General features: G+C 39.5%; 16 protein-coding genes and 2 tRNA genes. 5 read left to right on the plus strand and 13 right to left on the minus strand.

Annotated features, from left to right (window positions below; genetic code table 11):
• Positions 1-70: 70 nt before the first annotated feature.
• The 5 genes from HMPREF9145_RS05290 to lon all read right to left on the minus strand — a co-directional run bounded on the left by HMPREF9145_RS05290 (position 71) and on the right by lon (position 8,149).
• Positions 71-1,402: an NADP-specific glutamate dehydrogenase gene (locus tag HMPREF9145_RS05290; RefSeq protein ID WP_021825314.1), complete on the minus strand. Its 1,332-nt coding sequence runs from the start codon at positions 1,400-1,402 to the stop codon at positions 71-73.
• Between the two features lie 243 nt (positions 1,403-1,645).
• Positions 1,646-3,274 carry a DEAD/DEAH box helicase gene (locus HMPREF9145_RS05295; protein ID WP_021825306.1) on the minus strand — a complete coding sequence of 543 codons (1,629 nt, stop codon included), beginning with the start codon at positions 3,272-3,274 and terminating at the stop codon, positions 1,646-1,648.
• A 6-nt stretch (positions 3,275-3,280) separates the two neighbouring features.
• On the minus strand, positions 3,281-4,555 hold the full coding sequence (locus HMPREF9145_RS05300; RefSeq protein ID WP_036906711.1) for an LptF/LptG family permease: 1,275 nt from the start codon (positions 4,553-4,555) through the stop codon (positions 3,281-3,283).
• 7 nt (positions 4,556-4,562) lie between these two features.
• Positions 4,563-5,690, minus strand: coding sequence for a tRNA guanosine(34) transglycosylase Tgt (tgt, locus tag HMPREF9145_RS05305; RefSeq protein WP_007134016.1), 1,128 nt, complete (start codon positions 5,688-5,690; stop codon positions 4,563-4,565).
• On the minus strand, positions 5,687-8,149 hold the full coding sequence (gene lon, locus HMPREF9145_RS05310; protein ID WP_036906712.1) for an endopeptidase La: 2,463 nt from the start codon (positions 8,147-8,149) through the stop codon (positions 5,687-5,689). Before lon ends, tgt begins: the two co-directional genes overlap by 4 nt.
• Before the next feature lie 146 nt (positions 8,150-8,295).
• Between lon and HMPREF9145_RS05315 the strand changes: the two genes are divergently transcribed.
• Positions 8,296-8,991, plus strand: a complete 696-nt coding sequence (locus HMPREF9145_RS05315) for a tRNA1(Val) (adenine(37)-N6)-methyltransferase (protein ID WP_021825334.1) — start codon at positions 8,296-8,298, stop codon at positions 8,989-8,991.
• A 755-nt stretch (positions 8,992-9,746) separates the two neighbouring features.
• Here HMPREF9145_RS05315 and HMPREF9145_RS05320 read toward each other — a convergent pair.
• Positions 9,747-10,778, minus strand: coding sequence for a diacylglycerol/lipid kinase family protein (locus HMPREF9145_RS05320; RefSeq protein WP_021825335.1), 1,032 nt, complete (start codon positions 10,776-10,778; stop codon positions 9,747-9,749).
• 364 nt (positions 10,779-11,142) lie between these two features.
• Between HMPREF9145_RS05320 and spt the strand changes: the two genes are divergently transcribed.
• The 3 genes from spt to HMPREF9145_RS05335 all read left to right on the plus strand — a co-directional run bounded on the left by spt (position 11,143) and on the right by HMPREF9145_RS05335 (position 12,653).
• The gene (gene spt / locus HMPREF9145_RS05325; RefSeq protein ID WP_021825307.1) at positions 11,143-12,330 is read left to right on the plus strand and encodes a serine palmitoyltransferase; all 1,188 of its coding nucleotides are present in this window, start codon (positions 11,143-11,145) and stop codon (positions 12,328-12,330) included.
• A 149-nt stretch (positions 12,331-12,479) separates the two neighbouring features.
• Positions 12,480-12,553: transfer RNA gene (locus HMPREF9145_RS05330), tRNA-Pro, on the plus strand.
• 26 nt (positions 12,554-12,579) lie between these two features.
• Positions 12,580-12,653: transfer RNA gene (locus tag HMPREF9145_RS05335), tRNA-Pro, on the plus strand.
• 77 nt (positions 12,654-12,730) lie between these two features.
• Here HMPREF9145_RS05335 and HMPREF9145_RS05340 read toward each other — a convergent pair.
• From HMPREF9145_RS05340 to mltG, 4 genes are all read right to left on the minus strand, one after another.
• Positions 12,731-13,366: a DedA family protein gene (locus tag HMPREF9145_RS05340; protein WP_021825300.1), complete on the minus strand. Its 636-nt coding sequence runs from the start codon at positions 13,364-13,366 to the stop codon at positions 12,731-12,733.
• Positions 13,363-14,790: a tetratricopeptide repeat protein gene (locus HMPREF9145_RS05345; protein WP_021825329.1), complete on the minus strand. Its 1,428-nt coding sequence runs from the start codon at positions 14,788-14,790 to the stop codon at positions 13,363-13,365. The genes HMPREF9145_RS05340 and HMPREF9145_RS05345 overlap by 4 nt, the downstream gene beginning before the upstream one ends.
• A 27-nt stretch (positions 14,791-14,817) precedes the next feature.
• A complete protein-coding gene (locus HMPREF9145_RS05350; protein WP_021825301.1) occupies positions 14,818-16,536 on the minus strand; it encodes a glutamine--tRNA ligase/YqeY domain fusion protein in 1,719 nt (572 codons plus the stop codon).
• A gap of 337 nt (positions 16,537-16,873) precedes the next feature.
• Positions 16,874-17,920 (minus strand): endolytic transglycosylase MltG, encoded by a 1,047-nt coding sequence (gene mltG, locus HMPREF9145_RS05355; protein ID WP_036906727.1) that lies wholly within the window; start codon positions 17,918-17,920, stop codon positions 16,874-16,876.
• A 182-nt stretch (positions 17,921-18,102) separates the two neighbouring features.
• Here mltG and HMPREF9145_RS05360 point away from each other — a divergent pair, with 182 nt between their 5' ends.
• Positions 18,103-18,744: an HAD family hydrolase gene (locus tag HMPREF9145_RS05360; RefSeq protein ID WP_036906730.1), complete on the plus strand. Its 642-nt coding sequence runs from the start codon at positions 18,103-18,105 to the stop codon at positions 18,742-18,744.
• A gap of 12 nt (positions 18,745-18,756) precedes the next feature.
• On the opposite strand, the gene HMPREF9145_RS05365 is transcribed toward HMPREF9145_RS05360, so the two are convergent.
• From HMPREF9145_RS05365 to HMPREF9145_RS05375, 3 genes are all read right to left on the minus strand, one after another.
• A complete protein-coding gene (locus HMPREF9145_RS05365; RefSeq protein ID WP_007134004.1) occupies positions 18,757-19,470 on the minus strand; it encodes a LytR/AlgR family response regulator transcription factor in 714 nt (237 codons plus the stop codon).
• A gap of 31 nt (positions 19,471-19,501) precedes the next feature.
• Positions 19,502-20,845 carry a TolC family protein gene (locus tag HMPREF9145_RS05370; RefSeq protein ID WP_021825330.1) on the minus strand — a complete coding sequence of 448 codons (1,344 nt, stop codon included), beginning with the start codon at positions 20,843-20,845 and terminating at the stop codon, positions 19,502-19,504.
• A gap of 355 nt (positions 20,846-21,200) precedes the next feature.
• On the minus strand, positions 21,201-21,800 hold the full coding sequence (locus HMPREF9145_RS05375; protein WP_021825319.1) for a riboflavin synthase: 600 nt from the start codon (positions 21,798-21,800) through the stop codon (positions 21,201-21,203).
• Positions 21,801-21,925: the final 125 nt, after the last annotated feature.

Below are 21,925 nucleotides of genomic sequence, written 5' to 3' on the forward strand. Positions count from 1 at the left end.
ATACAAAAGGGGCTGAAATCATTGTGATTTCAGCCCCTTTTCTAATTTATTTGATGATGATTTTATTCTTTTATACGATTCCTTGCGCCATCATGGCCTTTGCAACTTTAAGGAAGCCCGCAATGTTTGCACCCTTAACATAGTTGATATAGCCATCAGGCTCTGTGCCATATTTGACACAATTAGCGTGAATATCGTCCATAATAGCATGAAGTTTGGCATCAACCTCCTCACGTGACCATTTCATTCGCTCAGAATTTTGACTCATTTCAAGTCCTGAAACAGCTACACCACCAGCATTAGATGCCTTTCCTGGGCAATAAAGAATCTTTGCATCTTGAAACACTTTCGTTGCTTCTGGCGTGGTAGGCATGTTTGCTCCCTCCGTAACAGCAATGACTCCATTGGCCACTAAGGCTTTGGCTGCCTCTTCATTAATTTCATTTTGGGTTGCACACGGAGATGCAATGTCGGCCTTTTCAAACCAAGGTTTGCCCTCAGAATACTTGACTCCATAGCGTTCTGCATATTCTTTTATGCGGCCTCTCTCTACATTTTTCAGCTCCATGATATAGGCAAGCTTCTCTTTATCGATGCCATCGGGGTCGTAGATATAGCCATCTGAGTCGGAACAACTGACGGGTTTTGCACCTAATTCTAATAGCTTTTCAATCGTATATTGAGCCACATTGCCAGCTCCTGACACGAGTACAGTCTTTCCCTTTAGACTGATATTGCGAGTCTTAAGCATGTTTTCTAAGAAGTAAACATTGCCATATCCCGTTGCTTCCGGACGTATAAGTGAGCCTCCAAACTCCTGTCCTTTGCCCGTAAGTATACCCGAAAATTGATGTGTAAGCTTCTTATATTGTCCGAAAAGATAGCCAACTTCGCGTCCACCTACACCGATATCTCCTGCCGGGACGTCTTCATTTGGACCAATATGTCGATAGAGTTCATTCATGAAAGCTTGGCAAAAGCGCATCACTTCTGCATTACTTTTCCCACGAGGTGAGAAGTCTGAACCACCTTTTGCGCCACCCATTGGGAGGGTAGTCAAGGCATTTTTGAAAGTCTGTTCAAAGGCAAGGAATTTCAAAATGGAAAGCGTTACAGAGCGATGAAAGCGTAATCCACCTTTATATGGGCCTATAGCGTTGTTGTGTTGAATTCGATATCCCATGTTAGTTTGCACCTTTCCTTTGTCATCTACCCATGTTACACGAAATTCTACGAGTCGGTCGGGAATACAAAGTCGTTCAATAAGGTTCGCCTTCTCAAACTCGGGGTGCTTGTTATACTCCTCTTCAATAGTGCCAAGTATTTGACTTACTGCCTGAATGTACTCGGGTTCGTTTGGGAATCTGACTTTTAGTTTTTCTAAAACTTCACTTGCATTCATACGCTTTACCTTTTTCTGATTACCTATAAAAGAATTAATGTTATTCTAATTGCAAAGTTATAGAAAAATCATTGGAATTCAAATAAAAACAAACAAATTTATTTTATTAGGTTGAGAATAATAAGTTTATTAAATAAAATAGCTTTAATTAGAAATGAAACAGATAATCATTGGAAGCTGCATAAATACAAAAAGAGAGGACACTTTAGGCCCTCTCTCTGTTCATTTGAATCGGATGATAATTTATTTGATTCTGAAAATCTTCTTAAAGAACTTCTTTATACCGCTTTCAGCTTGTTTTTTCTGCACGTGAGCAGTATTCTTGTGCGTTGTCTTAGGACGATTTTCAGTCTGTGGACGATTGCGTTTTTTGTAGTTTCCTTCTACATTTGCGCGGCGTTTCTTGTGCTGTTGTTGTTCTGAATTACGAGAGTTTGTAGCATTTCTAACCTCATTAGGTCTGTTGCTTCGTTGCTCGTTGTTTCGTTTTTCACCACGTGGCTGATATGTTTTTTCGCCTCTTTGATTTCTATTTCTTTGTGAATTACGTTCCTTATTGTTGTGAGAATCCTTTGCAACCTCATTATTTTGAGATTGTGAGTCAGCTGCATTATTGCGCTGACGGCGGTTCTGTTGCTTCTTATCTTTATGTGCAGTTTGTTCGCGATTAGTGCGTCTTCTGCTCTTCGCTGAAGTTCCACGTTTGGGTTTTCCGGCTGATTTGTATTTAGGACCTTTGCCTAATCCTTCGGGAAGTGGCGTCTTATCAACTTGCTTTCCAAGGAATTTCTCAATCTGTTGGAAGTAATAAATATCATCATCCGATACGAATGTTATCGCTGAACCCTCGCGAGCTGCACGTGCAGTACGGCCAATTCGATGCACATAGTCTTCGGCATCATGGGGTACATCGTAGTTGATAACCATAGAGATATCGTCAATGTCAATGCCGCGCGCAACGATATCAGTGGCTACTAAGACATCAAATTGACCACTCTTAAACTTGAACATGACCTCATCTCTCATTGCTTGATCAAGGTCAGAGTGCATTTCTCCACAGTTGATATGCTTGCGTTGGAGAGCTCCCGCCACTTGTTTTACTTTCATCTTACTACCACAGAAGATGATAACTCGCTTAAGATCGTCACCCTTAAAGATGTCCTTTATTATACCCATCTTTTGTGTTTCATAACACACATAAGCGCTTTGTTTAATCTTTTCTGCAGGCTTACTAACAGCCAGTTTAATGACTTTAGGATTCTTTAGCAGCGTTTTTGCGAGCTCTTCTATCTTGTCTGGCATCGTCGCAGAGAACATAATTGTCTGACAAGATTGGGGTAGTTTCTTTGCAATCTTAAGGATGTCATCAGAAAATCCCATGTCAAGCATGCGATCAGCTTCATCGAGAATGAAGAATGAAACCTTACTTAAATCTACATTTCCTAAGCTGATATGCGAGATAAGACGACCAGGAGTGGCAATTACAACGTCTGCACCTAATTGGAGACTCTTTAGTTCTTGGTCATATCGATTGCCGTCATTTCCGCCATAAACTGCCACACTACTAACCCCATTTAGATAGTAACCAAATCCTTGCATGGCTTGATCAATCTGCTGAGCAAGCTCTCGAGTGGGGCTCATAATAAGACAATTAATGGCCTTCTCTGGATAATTTCCATCGTCAAGTTTACTTAAAATAGGCAGTAAGTAGGCTGCCGTTTTGCCGGTTCCTGTTTGTGCTACGCCTAACACATCATTGCCATTGAGGATTTCCGGAATACATTTCTCCTGCACAGGAGTGCACTTTTCAAAGCGCATATCATAGAGTGCATCGAGAACACTGTTGTTTAATTCTAATTCGTCAAAGTACATATTATTTTAATTTGGTGCTTGTTTGTAGCAGAAATATGCCACAATAGCAAAGATAATATTTGGTATCCATGCAGCAATAATCGGTGGAAGATTGGCATTGATAGCAAATGTTGATGATACGGTTTGTAACATTATATAACCGAAACTAAGTGCCAAGCCGATGCCAAGATACATTCCCATACCTCCTTTTCTCTTTTTAGCTGAGAAAGAAAGACCAATGATAGTAAGAATGAAAGAAGCTAAACTGGCAGCTATCCTCTTGTGATATTCCACTTGGTATTGAACCACATTACTCGATCCTCTGTCGATTTGTTTGGAGATATAATCACTCAGTTCAGGGTTTGTAAAGGTCTCTTGTTGTCCCTTAGAATATACGAGATCATTTGGTTCCATGAGTATAGTTGTGTCTCGTTTTGCTCCATTTTCGATCTGTTCTCGATAGCCATTGAACTTCCGAATCTTGTAATTTTGTGCAGTCCAATGATACTTAGAATCGCTTATAGTGTCGTATTGTATCTCCATAGCTGTCATGTGACTGACAAGCTTTTTGTCTTGAAACTTATCCAAAGAAAAGCCATAACCCCGCTTTGTATTATTGTCATAATGTTGTATATAGGCGATAGTTCCTTTACCAACATTAAGCATAACATTGTCTGCTGCTGTTGTTTTCTTCTTATTCTTATATAGAGATTCGAAGTTTTGTCGAATGACATTACTATGTGGGATGACATATCCACTGAGATAGAATGATACAACTGAGATGAGAATACAAGAGATCATGTAAGGTCGCATGAGTCTTTTGAATGACACACCAGCAGCTAACATGGCAATAATCTCACTATTTCCTGCCAACTTAGAAGTAAAGAATATCACCGCAATGAATACGAAAAGAGGGCTAAAAAGATTAGCAAAATATGGGATAAAGTTCATGTAATAATCGAACACGATGGCTTTTAATGGCGCATGATATTCGCTAAACTTTGCCAAATTTTCATTGATATCAATAACTATCGAGATACTGATAATCAGTGCAATCGAATAAATGTAGGTGCCGATAAACTTCTTAATGATATACCAATCCAATCGTTTGATATAACGAAGGGGATTGATATAGCGAAACCATGTCAGCCTTTTACCAACCCATTTTGCCATGAATTGCAGCATCAATGTATGTGCAACAATCCACTGAAACAGACGATGTAAGCATGCAGGATGCCTACTTAGCCATCTCAACATGCGGTATCTTGTCAAATGTCTCCTTATTTTTCCGAATTCAATCATTTATGTTTTACAAACGTTGTCCAAGCCGATCGATAACTGATTTCTTCCATGAAACGAAGTCACCTTGTTCTATATGGTGCCTTGCATCAGTCACTAAACGAAGATAAAAGGCCAAGTTATGAATACTTCCGATTTGCATTGCCAACAACTCCTTAGCCTTAAAGAGATGGTGAAGATAGGCTTTGGTATAGCGTTTATCAACATCACACCCCGCAGCATCAATCGGAGTAAAATCGTTTTCCCACTTTTTGTTACGCATATTCATTGTTCCATCATAAGTGAAAAGCAAAGCATTGCGTCCATTTCTCGTTGGCATTACACAATCAAACATGTCTACACCACGTTCAATGGCTTCCAGAATATTTTGTGGAGTACCTACACCCATGAGATAACGTGGCTTTTCTTTTGGTAGAATTTCATTGACAACCTCTATCATCTCATACATAACCTCTGTTGGTTCGCCTACAGCCAACCCTCCAATTGCATTCCCATCTGCTCCTTTATCAGCGATATATTTGGCAGCTTCCTGTCGTAAGTCCTTGTAGGTACAGCCTTGTACGATGGGGAAGAGGCTTTGGTTATATCCATAAAGCGGTTCTGTTTCGTTGAAACGCTTTATGCATCGGTCAAGCCAACGCTGTGTCATAGCCAGACTTTTCTTTGCATATTGATAGTCGCTTTTACCGGGTGGGCATTCATCGAAAGCCATCATGATGTCTGCTCCAATGATTCTTTCTGTGTCCATCACATTTTCCGGTGTAAACATGTGTTTGCTTCCGTCGATATGTGACTGGAAAGTACAACCCTCTTCTGTTAGTTTTCGAATCCCTGTTAACGAGAAAACTTGAAATCCTCCACTATCAGTCAGTATGGGAAGTTCCCATCCATTGAAGCCATGGAGACCTCCTGCTTGACGTAATATGTCAAGTCCTGGACGCAAATATAAATGATATGTGTTGCCAAGAATAATCTGAGCTTTTACCTGTTCGTGCAATTCGCTGAAATGAACACCCTTCACTGTTCCTGCCGTTCCTACAGGCATAAAGATTGGAGTCTTTATCGTTCCGTGGTCAGTAGTGATGAGTCCAGCCCTTGCGTCACTGGCGTTATCGGTATGTTGAACCTCAAATGTCATTGCTTTTCTTCTTTTTCATCTGGAATTGTGAGTGGGGCCGCATGTTCTACAAGCTCATCTGTAAGGGCGAAATCCCACACCTGTTGTATGTTTTCAACATAATGGAATGTCACTCCACTGCGATATTTCTCAGGGATTTCCTCGATATCCTTCATGTTTTCCTTACACATCACGATATCTGTGATACCCGCACGTTTTGCAGCCAATATCTTTTCTTTGATACCTCCCACAGGGAGTACCTTTCCACGTAATGTAATCTCTCCCGTCATTGCTGTGTTCTTACGCACCTTGCGCTGTGTAAGTGCAGAGGCAATCGACGTTGCAATAGTGATACCTGCTGACGGGCCATCCTTCGGAGTTGCACCCTCGGGCACATGAATGTGGATATTCCAATTGTCAAAGATGCGGTAGTCAATACCTAATTTGTCTACATGTGCTTTCACATATTGTAGGGCTATCATGGCCGATTCTTTCATTACATCGCCTAAGTTGCCTGTCAATGTGAGCTTACTGCCTTTTCCTTGGTTAAGAGATGTTTCAATAAATAGAATCTCTCCACCCACACTTGTCCATGCTAAGCCAGTAACCACACCCGCATAATCATTGCCTTGATAGATGTCGCGATAGAAAGGAGGTTTTCCAAGCAAATCCTCTATCTTGTCAGCTGTGATATCTGAGTATTCAATATTTCCTTTTATAGCTTTCTGATAAGCTAATTTTCGGAGTGCTTTATTAATTTGTTTCTCTAATTGTCGTACGCCACTTTCACGCGTATACTGTTCAATAATCTTCTCCAATGAAGCTTTATTGAACTTTATTTTTGGTTCGTTGTCCGCTAAACCATTATTTTCGAGTTCACGAGGAACGAGGTGACGCTTGGCAATCTCTATTTTCTCTTCAGTGATATAGCCACTCACTTCAATCACTTCCATACGATCTAATAATGGTCGTGGAATGGTATTGAGGTCATTGGCCGTAGCAATGAAGAGCACTTTTGATAGGTCATAGTCAACATCAAGATAGTTGTCATGGAACGCATTGTTCTGTTCGGGGTCGAGAACTTCAAGTAAAGCAGATGAAGGATCACCGTTAATCGTGTTCTGAGTGACCTTATCTATCTCGTCAAGTATAAAGACCGGATTACTCGAACCAGCCTTTTGGATGTTCTTAATGATGCGTCCTGGCATTGCTCCTATATAGGTTCTGCGGTGTCCTCTGATTTCAGATTCATCGTGAAGTCCACCCAATGACATACGTACATACTTGCGATTCATAGCCTCTGCAATGCTCTTTCCCAAAGAGGTTTTACCCACTCCAGGAGGACCATAAAGGCAAAGGATAGGAGATTTCAAGTCACCTCGCAATTTCAAAACAGATATATATTCAAGTATTCTCTCCTTAACTTTCTCCATACCATAGTGGTCATGGTTAAGTATTCTTTCTGCTTTCTTGAGATTGAGGTCATCTTTTGTATAAACTCCCCAAGGCAGATTAACCATGTTTTGCAGATAGTTAAGCTGCACACTATACTCTGGACTCTGTGGATTATATAGCTCTAATTTCTCAAGTTCCTTGTAGAATGTTGTTGCAACATCCTCATTCCATTTCTTGGTTTTAGCCTTTTCTAATAGTTCACGATGTTCAGGTGAACCCTCACCATGGCCAAGTTCTTCCTTGATATTCTTGATTTGTTGTTGCAAGAAGTATTCACGCTGCTGTTCATCAAGGTCCATGCGTGTCTTCTGTCGTATCTCTTGTTTGAGTTTCAACAGTTGAGTTTCTCGGTCAAGTATCTTTAATAAGCTATAAGCACGCTTTTCTGTATCATCAATTTCAAGTAGTTTAATCTTGTCTTTGATGCTAAAAGGTAGTGTGCTACATACATAGTTGACGGTAACAACTTTGTTCTGAATACTTGATAAAGCAAATTGTGCCTCGTCAGGCATATCTTCATTCAGGCTGATATAGTCTTTGGCACTCTTCTTTACGGTTTCACAAACCGTCGAAAACTCCTCACTTGTTTCGGCTGGCAGATGCTCCTCACTTGGTGAAACAATACCTGCATAGAAGGGTTTCATCTTTGTGATGCTCTCCAACAGACATCTTCCGAGTCCCTGAACGATAGCCGTGAGGTTCTTTCCTGGCCCTGGCATCTCAATGACTTTTACCACTTTGGCATATACACCTGTAGTATAGAGGTCTTTGAATATTGGAGTATCAACATTGGAATCACGTTGACAGAAGATGCCAAAGATGGTATCTGGATGCTTGTCGAGATACTTAACGAGCTTCACACTGGCTTCTCTACCCACCAGAATAGGGGATACTACGCCTGGGAAAACTACCAAATTACGCGTGGTAAGAATAGGAACCTCGCCTAAAACATTGGTATTAAGCAGATTCGAAATATCGCCTTCGTAGTCGGCAATCATTTGTATTGAAGTATTTTTATTGTTCATTTGCTACTTGAAAACTAATGGTTTGCAAAGATACGCTTTTTTCATCAGAAACTGGCAAACGTCGGTATAAAAAGCAATTATTAATGTGTAAATCCGTAAAAACGATAAAATATTAGGCGATTTTCAACGTTTATATATCAAGAAGTATGAGTAACAATGTTTTCAAATTTAAGCAGTTTTCTGTTCATCACGACCAGTGTGCAATGAAGGTTGGCACCGATGGGGTGCTCTTGGGTGCATGGTCGCGTGGTGGAAAGCGTTTGCTTGATATCGGAACAGGCACAGGACTGATTGCAATGATGATGGCCCAGCGCTTTCCTGAGGCTGAAATTGTGGCTATTGACATTGATGAAGAAGCCTGTTTACAAGCAAAAGAAAACGTGGAGAATAGTCCTTTTGCCACTCGTGTGCGTGTTATGCACACCTCCTTGCAGCAGTTTGATGGTGAGAATTGCTTTGATTGTATTGTTAGCAACCCTCCCTTTTTTGTCAATTCACTACCAAATCCTGATGAAAAACGCAGTGTTGCACGCCACACAGCAACGTTATCTTATGAGGCGCTTTTTACAGAAGTGAAACGTCTACTAACTGAAACGGGGCGATTTTCTGCCATTATTCCAGCTGAATGTCAATCGGATTTTGTGGCTGAAGCAACCTTCATGAATCTCTCTTTGATACGTGTTTGTGCAATAAAGACAGTCGAACGAAAACCCGTAAAACGTTTCATGTTAGAGTTTCAAAAGGCTGGTGTCTCATCTAATGAGATGCAAACTGTTTGTTTGATGCAACAAGGTGAACGGTCGGATTGGTATCAACGGCTTACTGCTGATTTCTATTTGTAAGCTCTTATTGGTGTTTTTGTACATCGTTTTCTTTCAAAACTCCTTCATGTTTCCTTTTCATTTCAAACATAATACGTGTCTTTTACATGGGCTATGTAGGTAAATGAATACGTGTTTTGTACTCTTGTTAATGTAGGTTCCTTATATTCCTTTTGTATAATTCATTTGTTTTGATGAATAAATATTGTAAAATAAGGAGATGATTTTTAACACTTTGGAATAGTAATATTGTGCGCTTGTAAGGTGGAAAAATAAGTGTGATGATGTGTTTCTAAGCAAAGTTTCTTTAGTTTTGGATGATTGCTAAATGCAAAATGGGGCATATCGTGTTTCCATTTGCGTCATTTCCCCTTCCAAAATGGCGGTGTTTACTATGTAAAATAGTGCAGTTTGTGGTGTGATTTAAGGGGTATCGTTGGATGATATTATCTCTCTCTTGCTAACAGATTGATATAAAGTAATTTGCAAATGCATGAAAAGTAGGCTTGTTTTATACAACTTCGTTTGTTGGTCTAAATCTAATTGTGTTTTGAAATATATCGTAAAATTAAATGATGAAATTTAACACATGAATCCGTTTGGTTTCAGTATGTCGAAATAAGGTGTTTCTTTCATAAACTATTACAGGCATAGAAATTAGGTCTATGCCTGTAATAATCTATAGTTAGGTTACAAATCGTGGGATGTTTTCTTTATTTCTTGAAGTTCAATTCATTGTTTGTGAGTTGAAATAGGGTAGGAGACAGCTGATAATCTTATAAGTTTAGTTTCCTAAGCATCATTTTATTGAGTGCCTTAATGCGTCGTCCTTGGCGGTTGATGTCAGAGCGTAGGTCGTTGAGTTGATTGAAAATATCTGCTGCTGCATTTTGGAGCGTGTTGGGTTTGCGCCTACGTTTGTCAGCGAAAGGATTAACAATAACTTTTATTCCTTTTTCAATCAGTTTGATTTCAATGTCTTCTCCCGTCATGGCAGGGTCGCCATCAAAATGTATATAACCAGGATTGTTACGATGAACGCGTAGCTGTTTGGTGCGAAAACTCTTGATTTTAGAGTTCTTGTCAAGGGTTTTGTTGAACATATCAATGCTGATTTGTGTTGCTTCGAAAGCATCGAAAGGTTCCATTACAATAACATCCATGAGCCCATCACTCATTGAAGCCTGTGGTGCAATATAGGCATTGTTTCCATATTGTGATGCATTTGCACATGAGATGAGGAAGGCTTTGAGTTTTGTTGCACCATTTTCATCGTATATTTCGTAGGTTTCGGGCTTATAGTTGAGGCCTGCTTTTAATACATTTTCTACATAAGTTATCGGGCCACGCTTACCTGCTTCCGCAAACTTATGACTGATAAAGGCATCAAATCCCATACCGCAGGTGCAGAAAAATGGATGTTCGTTGATGACGCCGTAATCGAGTTGATGAACTTCTGCAGCGTTGATAATCTCGATAGATTTAGCCAAATTGAGAGGTAATAACAGGTGACGTGCAAGACCATTTCCTGAACCACATGGAATGATTCCTAAGGCTGTAGATGATTGAACAATAGCGCGTGCCACCTCGTTCACCGTGCCATCGCCGCCCACTGCAACAACAATATCTGTATGATTGTCTTTTGCTTCTGCCGCAAGTTCAGCTGCATGGCCTGCATACTCGGTGAGTTTAATCTCATAATCGAATTTGTTGGTGTCAAGATATCGCTCAATGAGTTTCGGAATCCCGGCCTTGCTGGCAGTTCCCGAAATAGGGTTCATAATGAAAATAATCTTTTTTTTCTCCATTAGTGCTTTTTGTTTTTGAAAGAGAAATATGTTTTCCACATGAAAAGAACTTTCAAATCGTGGGTTGTAGTGTCTTTAATTCTCTTGTGATTTGGTTGAGTAGATACTCATTCCAAGTCTTTTTGCGCTGAGATAAGCTATTTTTGAGATTGTTTTCTTCAGCTATCGTTAATCTATTTTGAATGGTTGCAACCATACAAAGATTTCTCTTCTGCAAAGATAATCATTTACATTTTACAACCATCAGATATGCTTTATAATTTGATTAAATCGCATATTTCTTTTGAAAAAGTATACTATATTGCCGTTTTTTTGTATCTTTGCAGCCTATTAGTATTAAAAGTAGTTTTCTACACCTATTAAAATGGGACAATTACAAGAAAGATACAAGAATTATCGTGAGCCTCAAAAGTATATAGAGGCAGGCGTATACCCATATTTTCGCGCTATAACCAGTAAGCAGGGTACAGAAGTTGAAATGACTGGTCACAAGGTTTTGATGTTTGGTTCAAATGCTTATACAGGCTTAACCGGTGACAAACGTGTGATAGATGCCGCAAAACGCGCATTAGATAAATACGGTTCAGGCTGTGCAGGAAGTCGTTTCTTGAACGGAACTCTTGATATCCATGTGCAATTGGAAAAGGAATTGGCCGAATTTATGCATAAGGATGATACACTTTGCTTCTCAACTGGTTTCTCTGTTAACCAGGGTGTATTGGCACAAGTGGTAGGTAAAGGCGACTATATTATCTGTGATGATCGTGATCATGCAAGTATTGTTGATGGTCGTAGACTTTCTTTTGCGCGCCAACTTCATTATAAGCATAACGACATGGAGGACTTGGAACGCGTGTTAAAAGCGCTTCCTCATGACGCAATCAAGCTGATTGTGGTTGATGGTGTGTTCTCTATGGAAGGTGATTTGGCTAAGTTGCCAGAGATAGTTGCATTGAAACGCAAGTATAATTGCTCGGTAATGGTGGACGAAGCACATGGCTTGGGCGTGTTTGGAAAGCAAGGACGTGGCGTATGTGACCATTTCGGACTGACAGACGAGGTTGATCTTATCATGGGAACATTCTCAAAGAGTTTGGCTTCTATTGGTGGATTCATCGCAGGAGACAAGGATACTATCAATTTCTTACGCCATACTTGTCGTACGTATATCTTTAGTGCATCAAATACTCCAGCTGCAACAGCAGCAGCATTGGAGGCTCTCCATATCATTCAGAATGAGCCGGAACTTATCGAGCACCTTTGGGAAGTAACACGATATGCTTTGGATCGTTTCCGTGAAGAAGGCTTTGAGATTGGTGAAACAGAAAGTCCTATCATTCCATTGTATGTACATGACGTTGAAAAGACATTCCTTGTAACGAAGCTTGCCTTTGATGCGGGAGTATTTATCAACCCAGTAATTCCTCCAGCTTGTGCTCCTCAAGATACTTTAGTGCGTTTTGCACTTATGGCAAACCATACTAAGGATGAGGTTGAACGTGGTGTTCAAGCACTAAAAAAGATTTTTGTTGAACAGGGAATTATTAAATAAGAGCATATTCTTTATAAGTGATAAAAGAGGGGCTACATAAAAAATGTAGCCCTTTTTGTTACTACATAAAATAAAAAGTAATGATTTTATTTGGTCACATAAAATAAAAATATTACCTTTGCAGACGCAAAAGAGAAACGGATATAAAGCGGGGTGTAGCGCAGCCCGGTAGCGCTCCTGGTTTGGGACCAGGCGGCCGCAGGTTCGAATCCTGTCGCCCCGACTTTTAATATCTAACTCTTCATGCAGCGGGGTGTAGCGCAGCCCGGTAGCGCTCCTGGTTTGGGACCAGGCGGCCGCAGGTTCGAATCCTGTCGCCCCGACACAAAGACAATCTCAATTAGAGATTGTCTTTTTTGTTTTATATTCTATTTGATGATATGTTTTGGTTGAGAGGTATTTATAGTTTGGCTTGTTTCTTGCGCTTAAAATACCATTTCAAGACAAAATAAACAAAGGCAATAATCACTACAATCAATATGAAGACCTTGATATACTCACCATATTCAGCAATCTTTTCCGTGAGTTGATCTTCTGGTACAGCAGAATGAAGATACCAACCAAGTGCTGCCAGAATGCAGTTCCAGGCGCCAGCACCAATTGTAGTGTAAAGAAGGAATTTCCAATAATTCATCTTTGCTAAGCCCGCTGGAATGGAAATAAGATGTCGGATGCCAGGAATCAGTCGGCCGGTAATCGTTGCTATCATGCCATGATCATAGAAGTACTTCTCACTTTTCTCTACTTTCTGTTGATTTAATAGGCACATTTTCCCCCATTTACTATTGGCAAAGCGATAGATAATGGGCCGACCTAAGTAGTGACCTGCAACATAATTGATTGTTGCTCCACAATCAGCGCCGATTGTAGCAAATAGAATGACAAGCCAAATATCTAAATTTCCGCCTGCAGCATGATAGGCGGCAGGTGATACAACAAATTCAGATGGGACGGGGATTACCGTACTTTCGAGTAACATTAATAGGAAGATTGTACCATAATTTAGGTTTCCTAATAGTGCTGATAACCAGTTCATGAGAGTTTATTATTATTGTTTTTAAGATATTTATAATAGTCTTCAGGCTCCATTTTGTCAGGAAAGTATGGACTTAGGACAATTTTTGACTCTACGGGTGAATAGTATGTAGCTTTTTTTACGGCTTCTTCATATTCCTCTTTATAGCCTAATTCTAAGCAGCATACAGCCAAATAAGGGTATATAGGCACTTGAGTATATGCTGTCGAATGAGCTATATAATTAAGAATTTCATAGGCTGAGTCCGTATAACCATTGTCAAGAAACGATACAGCTATTTTCAAGTAAAGCTCTGGAGTGTTATTACTTTTTATCAGAGCTGCATGAAAAACTTTGGCCGCCTCAGCTGTTTCTTTATGTTCAAGATATAGATGTCCACGTAATAATGATAGTTCAAACGGGTCATCTGGTGGGATTTGCTCGCATCGATCAACATAGACTAAGGCTTCATCGAGTTTATTTTGCTTTGAAAGTAGATAAGCAAGCTGCTCATAAATTTGTAGAAGAAGATAGTCGTTCTTCTTACAAAGGGATTCAGCCTTGTAGAAATGAGGCAATGCTTTGCTATACGCTTTCATGTCAGCCAATACCATTCCTTCCATCAGATGACCGTTAGGTTCTTCTGGAGCAAGTTCGCTGACTTGCTTGAAACACTTCAGTGCTTCTTCATTCTGTCCTAAGCCGTAGAGTGCATTCCCTCTATTGAAGAGCGCTTCTGACGATTTCGGGTTGATTGCGAGAGCGTATTCACAACTCATAATGCAATCAGAGAACTTATTTTGCAGTAGTTGTGAAGCGGATAAACGATTCCAATATTGTTCTGAAAAAGGATCTTTGTCAATTAAATCAGTAAAAATCTGTTCACTCTCTTCTAAGTGACCGTGTCCCATTTCAATTCGCCCCATAGTATCCCAATAGTCAGGATCGTCTGGGTTTTCGCATCGATTGATCCATTCTTCAGCAATTTCAAATTCCTCATAGTCTGCAAACAGAATAGCTACCTCTATATAATAACTGTCAAGTTCGTCGTCCTCTACGTCTGGAATATGGCTGTAGAGGTATTGATTTGCATCTTTTGGAGCCCCTTCTGTAATCAAAACTTCTGCAGAAGTGTAGTAGAACTCTAAGCAATTTTTATCCTCTACGTTTGATAAATAGCGCTTTGCTGCCTCAAGATCATCCTCAATCATCATCGCCATTCGTGCTCGAAAGACGAGTGGAAACACTGAACCTGGGAATAAATGAATGGCATAATCAATCGTTTCTATAGCCTTTTTGGTCTGGTGATGATGGTCATAGTAGTCGGCAATATCCGTAAGCACGTCAGCGTCAAGATATATCTCTTCTCCTGACCTGCGTGCTTGTTCGTATTGCTTTAAGACATTTTGAAAAGCTTCTTTATCGAAATGCTCTTGATGATTCAATGTTTTTGTGTGCCCTACAACGCGAGTTTATTTCTTGTTATTTTGCTTTGCCCAAGTATCTTTCAGTCCAACGGTCTTGTTGAATACGGGATGTTCAATAGTAGAATCAGCGTCGGCCATGAAATATCCCGTACGTTGGAACTGCAAATATTCACCAGGTTTCCTACTTGCTGCATAGTCTTCAACATAACAATTCGTATCAATCTTAAGACTTTCTGGATTGAGTAATTCACGGAAATCACGCTCATCAGCAGATGGATTTTCTATATTGAAGAGACGATCATATTCGCGTACCTCTGCTTTATGACAGTGATCAACTGATACCCAATGTAGAGTTCCCTTCACTTTTCGGTTAGAACCTTCCATTCCTGTCTTACTATCTGGATCGTATTCTGCCTGAATTTCAACGATGTTCCCTGCTTCATCTTTCTTACATCCAGTACACATGATGATATAAGCATTCTTTAATCGTACCTCTTTTCCTAGTGTCATACGGAAGAATTTCTTGGGTGCATCCTCCATAAAGTCGGCGCGTTCAATCCATAAGTTCTTTGAGAAAGTAATCTTGTGGCTACCACTTTGTTCATCTTCTGGATTATTAATGGCATCCATTTCTTCGGTCTTTCCTTCTGGATAGTTAGTGATAACAAGTCTCACTGGGTCAAGAACGGCGCTGACACGAGTAGCTTTTTTATTCAAGTCTTCACGCACACTGGCTTCCAATAAGGCCATATCATTGAGTGCATCAAACTTGGTATAGCCAATAGAGTCAATGAACATACGAATACTTTCGGGACTATAACCACGACGACGCATTCCACATAATGTCGGCATGCGTGGGTCATCCCACCCATTTACAAGATGTTCGTCAACTAAAGTATGAAGCTTTCGTTTGCTCATCACTGTATAAGTGAGATTCAAACGGTTAAATTCTATCTGGCGAGGACGATTATCATGCAAGTTGTCTGCAGTGCCATTCTTCTCTTTTAAGAAATCAATGAACTTGTCATATAGTGGGCGATGAGGAACAAACTCTAACGTACAGATAGAATGAGTGACGCCTTCGAAGTAGTCACTCTGCCCATGTGCGAAGTCATACATTGGGTAACAGTGCCACTTTGTGCCTGTTCTGTGATGTGGAGTCTGTATAATTCGGTACATGATTGGGTCGCGGAAGTGCATATTTGCATTTGCCATATCGAGTTTTGCACGTAAAACCATACTACCTTCCACTGCTTCTGGTGTGTTCATTTGGTTGAATAGTTCGAGACTTTCTTCAATAGGGCGATCACGATATGGGCTTGGTGTTCCTGGAGTTGTAGGTGTTCCTTTTTGTGAAGCAATCTCTTCACTGGTCTGTTGGTCAATATATGCATGGCCTTTTTTAATCATCCAAACAGCAAACTCCCATAGCTTTTCGAAATAATCTGAAGCATAATAAATCTGTCCCCATTTGAATCCAAGCCATTTAATGTCGTTAAGGATGTTTTCAACATATTCATTATTTTCCTTACTTGGGTTCGTGTCATCGAATCGGAGATTACAAATGCCATTATATTTTTCAGCAACACCGAAGTCCATGCATATTGCTTTTGCGTGTCCAATATGCAGATAGCCGTTAGGTTCTGGCGGAAAACGTGTTTGAATACGACCGCCATTTTTTCCTTGTGCGAGGTCTTCTTCAACAAGTTGCTCTACGAAACTAATGCTTTTCTTTTCTTCGTTGTTTTCTTCTTTAATTGCCATGATGTTGAAACATTATTTATTTTATATTGCAAAGATAATGTAAACGGCTGGAAAAGCAAAGGAAAAAGGTGTTTTTCTTGTGGCTTGTGCATGAGGTAATCATGTATTTTGCAGCTTATTCTTCATTATTTTATAAAATCATCTCATAGATATCAAAAAACATGTTTAGTAACATAAAAAAATATTTGCACATAGAATAAAATCGCCTTACCTTTGTAATCGTTATCCTGAATACAATCTTTTTACCTTAAAAAAGCTAATACCTATTGAGAATAATACCGCTCTCTGTGAAGAAAGTGGTATTTTTGTTTACTTTTCTAAAAGCTTATTCGTTAAATCATTTGATTCCTCTTGCGTTCAAAGCTTTTGAATATTTCTCTGCATTCTTCATGTGTTCATCGTATGTACGAGCGAAGTTATGTGTACCACTAAAATCTTCTTTTGCACACATATATAAATAGTCGTGGTGTACTCGATTGAGAACAGCATCAATACCTGCTACAGATGGAATACGAATTGGCCCTGGAGGAAGTCCTGGATTCTTATATGTATTGTAAGGACTATGTATAGAAAGCAAGTTATTATAAATGCGTTTAAGATCAAAACGCTTCCATGCGAACTTAATAGTTGGGTCTGCTTGCAAGGGCATTCCATGTGGATACTTGGCATCACGCAACATGAGTCGGTTGTAATACATGCCTGCAATCATAGGCTTCTCAGCATTATTAGCCGTTTCCTCGTCAATGATACTTGCTAATGTAATGACCTGTTCGGGAGTCAAACCTAACTGTTTTGCTTTCTGCATTCGATCGAAATTCCAGAATTTTTTGCTCTCTTTCTGCATACGATCCAAGAATTTATCGATTGAAATATTCCAATAGATGTCATACGTATTGGGGATAAACATGCACGCAATTGTGGCTGTATCGTAGCCATATTTACGGCAAACATCTTCATTGGACAATGCTTTATAGAGTTTTGTACTATCGATCATGAGTCGTTTTGAAACCTCTGCAGCTAATCGATTCAATCTTCTAACACTTGGAATCGTTAGGTTTACCGGTGTTTGTAGGCCATTCTTCATGTGTCGAAAGACTTTTAATGCGCCATCACCTTTATCAATTGCATAACGACCAGTTTTGATTCTCTTGCCATAATCAAAGTGGCGAGCCATCATTCTGAAAGCACACATCCCATGTTTCGATGCAAATGGCTCGAGTTTGTGATATACAGAGTCCACATTATCATCGTTATCAATGTAGACATATTCAGTCTTATTCTTCGTTGAGAAGTCAGAGAAGAAATAATAATAAACCACTCCTAATATGACTGTTACACAGGCAAGGGCGGGAATGAAGTACTTTTTTCTTAATTCTTTTTTCATCATTTTATATTGAATGTCGCGCACAAAGGTACACCATTTTTTTTATCTATGAGAGGAGAATGACGTTTTTTTATTACCTTTGCAATTGATATCACAGTGTCTTGCAATTCTAATAGGCTTGCTGGTTGCTGTTTTCTGCGATGTGTTCGCAAGATTATGGAATAAAGATTTTATTTAGGATGATGAAATATCAAACTTATATTTTTGATTTAGATGGTACACTTTTAGATTCATTGACTGATCTTGAACTTAGTTGTAACTATGCACTTCGCGTAAATGGTATGCCAGAGCGTACCCTTGAAGAAGTCAGAATGTTTGTGGGAAATGGTGTAAAGAAGTTGATGGAACGTGCAATTCCTCATGGACTTCAAAATCCTTTGTTTGATAAAACCTATGAAGATTTTCGTCAACACTATTTGGTTCACAACCTTGATCATACGCATCCTTATGCTGGTATTGAAGAAATGCTTCAGCATTTGTTAGATGCCAATAAACATATTGCCGTTGTTAGCAATAAGTTCTATGCTGCAACGCAAGACCTTGTACGCCATTTCTTTGGAGAAAAGATACAGGTTGCCATTGGTGAACGCGTGAATATACGTAAGAAACCAGCACCCGATACTGTCAATGAAGCTTTGCGTTTGCTTGGGGTTAGTCGTGAAAATGCTGTTTATATAGGTGATAGTGACGTTGACATTATGACCGCAAAAAACAGCGGAATGCCTTGTATAAGTGTGTTGTGGGGCTTTCGTGACAAACGGTTTCTCATCGAACATGGTGGTGAAACCTTCGTTGAGAAACCGTCTGAAATATTAGATATTTGAAATGTTCGCGTCTTATACGATGCTGTGATGGTCTACAAAGCGGAACACCTCATCTTTATATGATTCAGAGATTGGAATAGATCCTTTACTGAAAATCAGTTTCATACGTTCTATTCTCCTTACTTTGCGCATATTGACAATGTAAGAACGATGTACACGTAGAAACTCATCACCTGTCATCTGATGTTCAAGTTTCTTCATGTTCATCAGAGATAGGATAGGCGTTTCTTCGTTATCAAGGTGAAATTTCACATAATCCTTAACGCCTTCAATGTAAATGATGTTGTCAAAGTCAAGTCTTAATACCTTGTAATCGCTTTTTACAAACAGGAATCTGTCTTTCTTCAATTCATGAATTTCCTCTTCGCGTTCACAGATTTCATGCACTTTGTGCATGTCTTCAATGAAAGCTGTCTTGCTGATTGGCTTTAATAGGCAGTCTACTGCATCGGCTTTATAGCCTTCTATGCCAAGAGAGCGGTCGTCGGTCATGAAGATTTTGATTGCATTTCGTGGCAGCATACTTGAAAATTCAACGCCGCTCATCTCCTGTAATCTTAGGTTGATGAAAGCCAATTGAATGTCGTTCTGCTGTAAAAGCCTAATGGCTTCGACAGCATTACTGCAACTTCCTGTCAGTTTTACACATGGCGTGTCTGCCATGTAGCTTTTTAACGTCTCTACTGTTTGTTGATCGTCATCAATAATAATACAATTCAATTCCATAAATTCTATGTGGTTAATGAGTGTCTTTTTCTTATTTTATCATACCATTTTGATAGTATTTCAACATGTTTATGTTCAGAATAGCAAGATACTTGCTTTGAAGTTCATTTTGTTCAGCCTTCAAAAGATTATCTTTTCCAGTCATTAATTCAATGATGTTCTTTAGTCCTAATCTGAATTGTTCACTTAGAAGTGCGTAACTTTCCTTTGCACTTTCCGTGCTGATTCTTGCACTTTTGAACATACTTTGATTATTATTAGCCTGTAGCCAATAGTTCTCTATGGTAGAGTAGAGGGCTGTTTGCTTGTCTTTCAAATCAAGCATATTGTTCTGTCGTTGTATTTCTGCTTTGCTGATGGCTGTCTTTGCTTGACGATTGTCAAGCAGCGGTATACTGATATTAATGCCTCCACCAATCACAAAGTTATTTTTCATCTGTTTATCCCAGCCATTTTTGTTCATGGTTGAGGTATTAGTGCTGATGCCAGCAGACATTGCTACGGTAGGCATTCGAAGTGATTTTGCCAGCTTTATGTTTAGTTCGCTGCTCTGAATGCTTAATTCTGCATTCTTAATTTCAGGCCGAGTTGTCAGTGCTTGCTCGTAAACACTGCTGACATTTGGAATCAGTTCCAATGCCATATCGTCTGTTGTTTCGGGAACAACAACATTAAACGCTTCACCATTTGTTAGTTGCAATAACTGTTTTAGTTGGCGTTTATACTCTTTTAAGTTGCTTTCTGCCTGAACAATTGCATATTCATCTTGGGCTCGTTGGGCTGTAAGTTGTGCTAAATCAGCCTTACTCATTTTTCCAACGGCAAGCATATCCTTACCCCGTTCTTCGTTCTTTGCACTTGTGGCAAGGCTCTCTTGATTGACTTTTATAGCCTCATTAGAGTATAATATCTGAACAAACAACTGTGTAATTTGTTCTGTTAATGTGTTAATGTCACTTGCAACGGCAAGGTCGGCCTGCTTTTCGGCAAATTTGTTCAATTTTACTTGATTATGGTTTCGATTGCCATTCCAGATGGTCCAATTTGCACTTAGTGAATAACCTCCATTATAATATGCTTTGTCTACACTTGTTTCAACTCGGTTTCCAGCAACAACATAGCTGTTGGTTTCAGGCCATGGATTGTAGGAAACGTTTTGCGAAGTCGCAAGAGATAGTGATGGTAACAAGGCTGCTTGACTTTCTTTGATATCTTCTTTGGCTGCCAATTGATTTAATCGGCTCTTTTGAAGTGTGATGTTGTTTTGCAAAGCGTAGTCAATACACGCTTTCAATGTCCAGTCTTTTGCCATAAGCTGTGCTGGCAAAGCCATGCATACAGCTGTTATGATGAGGTTTCTTGTGATATTCTTCATAATTCATTGCAATTTTAATTAGATGAAAGAAGTTTACTAATATATAGACTTCTCAAAAGATAAAAAGGTTTACACGTAGATGACAACCTTAACATTATTTAGTGTGTTTCATGTCTTGGTATGTCATTCTAAATCTCATCGTTCTGTGCTTCATGAGAGACTAAATTGCAATCTCTATCAAATCGTGTTGTGATTTGTATCTGATTGCGCAATAATCTGCGTCAAAAGAAGCTGTGAAATACGTCAAACAAAAAGTCTCTTCTTCATCATTTATTTCATGGGGTACCGGGAGCTGACACACCACTTGTTGTTTATGAAAATATATTTTCAATTTTGTGGTGTGCCAAGTAGTCTTTTACAAGGCTTGAAGTCTCGCAATATATTTTCCCAATATGTCAAATTCAAGATTGACAACGCTACCAATTTCTATATCTTTGAAGTTCGTATTAGCCCGTGTGTAGGGAATAATGGCTACCGTGAACGTGTTATCTGTAGGTTCACACACAGTGAGAGAAACGCCATTTACGGTAACCGAGCCTTTGTCAACTGTGAAGTATCCCTTCTTAGCCATAGCCTCGTTATGTGGGTATTCAAATGTGAAGTACGTACTTCCATCTGCATCTCGTATTCCAATACATTTGGCAGTTTCGTCAACATGGCCTTGAACAATGTGCCCATCAAGACGCCCATTCATCAGCATTGAGCGTTCAATGTTCACATGATCACCAACTTTTAACAAGCGAAGATTGGAGCGATCAAGTGTTTCTTTCATTGCCGTTACGGTATAAGTGCCATTTTCTAAACTTACAACGGTAAGGCAAACACCATTATGTGCAATGCTTTGGTCAATCTTAAGTTCATCAACAAACGAGCATTTAAGCGTAAAGTCGATGTTCTCTTTATCTTTTGTAATCGCTACAAGCGTAGCCATTTCTTCTACAATTCCACTAAACATGAATTTATTTTTTATTCTTTTTAATCAAAAAGAAAAAAGGGGTTGCTCGATGATGTGATGAAACTCCGAGCATTTCAATAGTTGAGTGCTCTCCGCCTTTGTAATCCACTGGCCTTAAGGCTTAG

It is taken from the genome of Segatella salivae F0493 (assembly GCF_000477535.1).
Classification (GTDB): domain Bacteria; phylum Bacteroidota; class Bacteroidia; order Bacteroidales; family Bacteroidaceae; genus Prevotella; species Prevotella salivae.

Bases quoted from the DNA above. Each gene is read 5' to 3' on its own strand.
- HMPREF9145_RS05350 (WP_021825301.1), bottom strand. From the start codon at position 16,536: ATGGCAATTAAAGAAGAAAACAACGAAGAAAAGAAAAGCATTAGTTTC.
- HMPREF9145_RS05375 (WP_021825319.1), bottom strand. From the start codon at position 21,800: ATGTTTAGTGGAATTGTAGAAGAAATGGCTACGCTTGTAGCGATTACA.
- HMPREF9145_RS05360 (WP_036906730.1), top strand. From the start codon at position 18,103: ATGAAATATCAAACTTATATTTTTGATTTAGATGGTACACTTTTAGAT.
- HMPREF9145_RS05290 (WP_021825314.1), bottom strand. From the start codon at position 1,402: ATGAATGCAAGTGAAGTTTTAGAAAAACTAAAAGTCAGATTCCCAAAC.
- HMPREF9145_RS05295 (WP_021825306.1), bottom strand. From the start codon at position 3,274: ATGTACTTTGACGAATTAGAATTAAACAACAGTGTTCTCGATGCACTC.
- spt (WP_021825307.1), top strand. From the start codon at position 11,143: ATGGGACAATTACAAGAAAGATACAAGAATTATCGTGAGCCTCAAAAG.
- HMPREF9145_RS05340 (WP_021825300.1), bottom strand. From the start codon at position 13,366: ATGAACTGGTTATCAGCACTATTAGGAAACCTAAATTATGGTACAATC.
- mltG (WP_036906727.1), bottom strand. From the start codon at position 17,920: ATGAAAAAAGAATTAAGAAAAAAGTACTTCATTCCCGCCCTTGCCTGT.
- tgt (WP_007134016.1), bottom strand. From the start codon at position 5,690: ATGACATTTGAGGTTCAACATACCGATAACGCCAGTGACGCAAGGGCT.
- HMPREF9145_RS05300 (WP_036906711.1), bottom strand. From the start codon at position 4,555: ATGATTGAATTCGGAAAAATAAGGAGACATTTGACAAGATACCGCATG.
- HMPREF9145_RS05365 (WP_007134004.1), bottom strand. From the start codon at position 19,470: ATGGAATTGAATTGTATTATTATTGATGACGATCAACAAACAGTAGAG.
- lon (WP_036906712.1), bottom strand. From the start codon at position 8,149: ATGAACAATAAAAATACTTCAATACAAATGATTGCCGACTACGAAGGC.
- HMPREF9145_RS05320 (WP_021825335.1), bottom strand. From the start codon at position 10,778: ATGGAGAAAAAAAAGATTATTTTCATTATGAACCCTATTTCGGGAACT.
- HMPREF9145_RS05370 (WP_021825330.1), bottom strand. From the start codon at position 20,845: ATGAAGAATATCACAAGAAACCTCATCATAACAGCTGTATGCATGGCT.
- HMPREF9145_RS05315 (WP_021825334.1), top strand. From the start codon at position 8,296: ATGAGTAACAATGTTTTCAAATTTAAGCAGTTTTCTGTTCATCACGAC.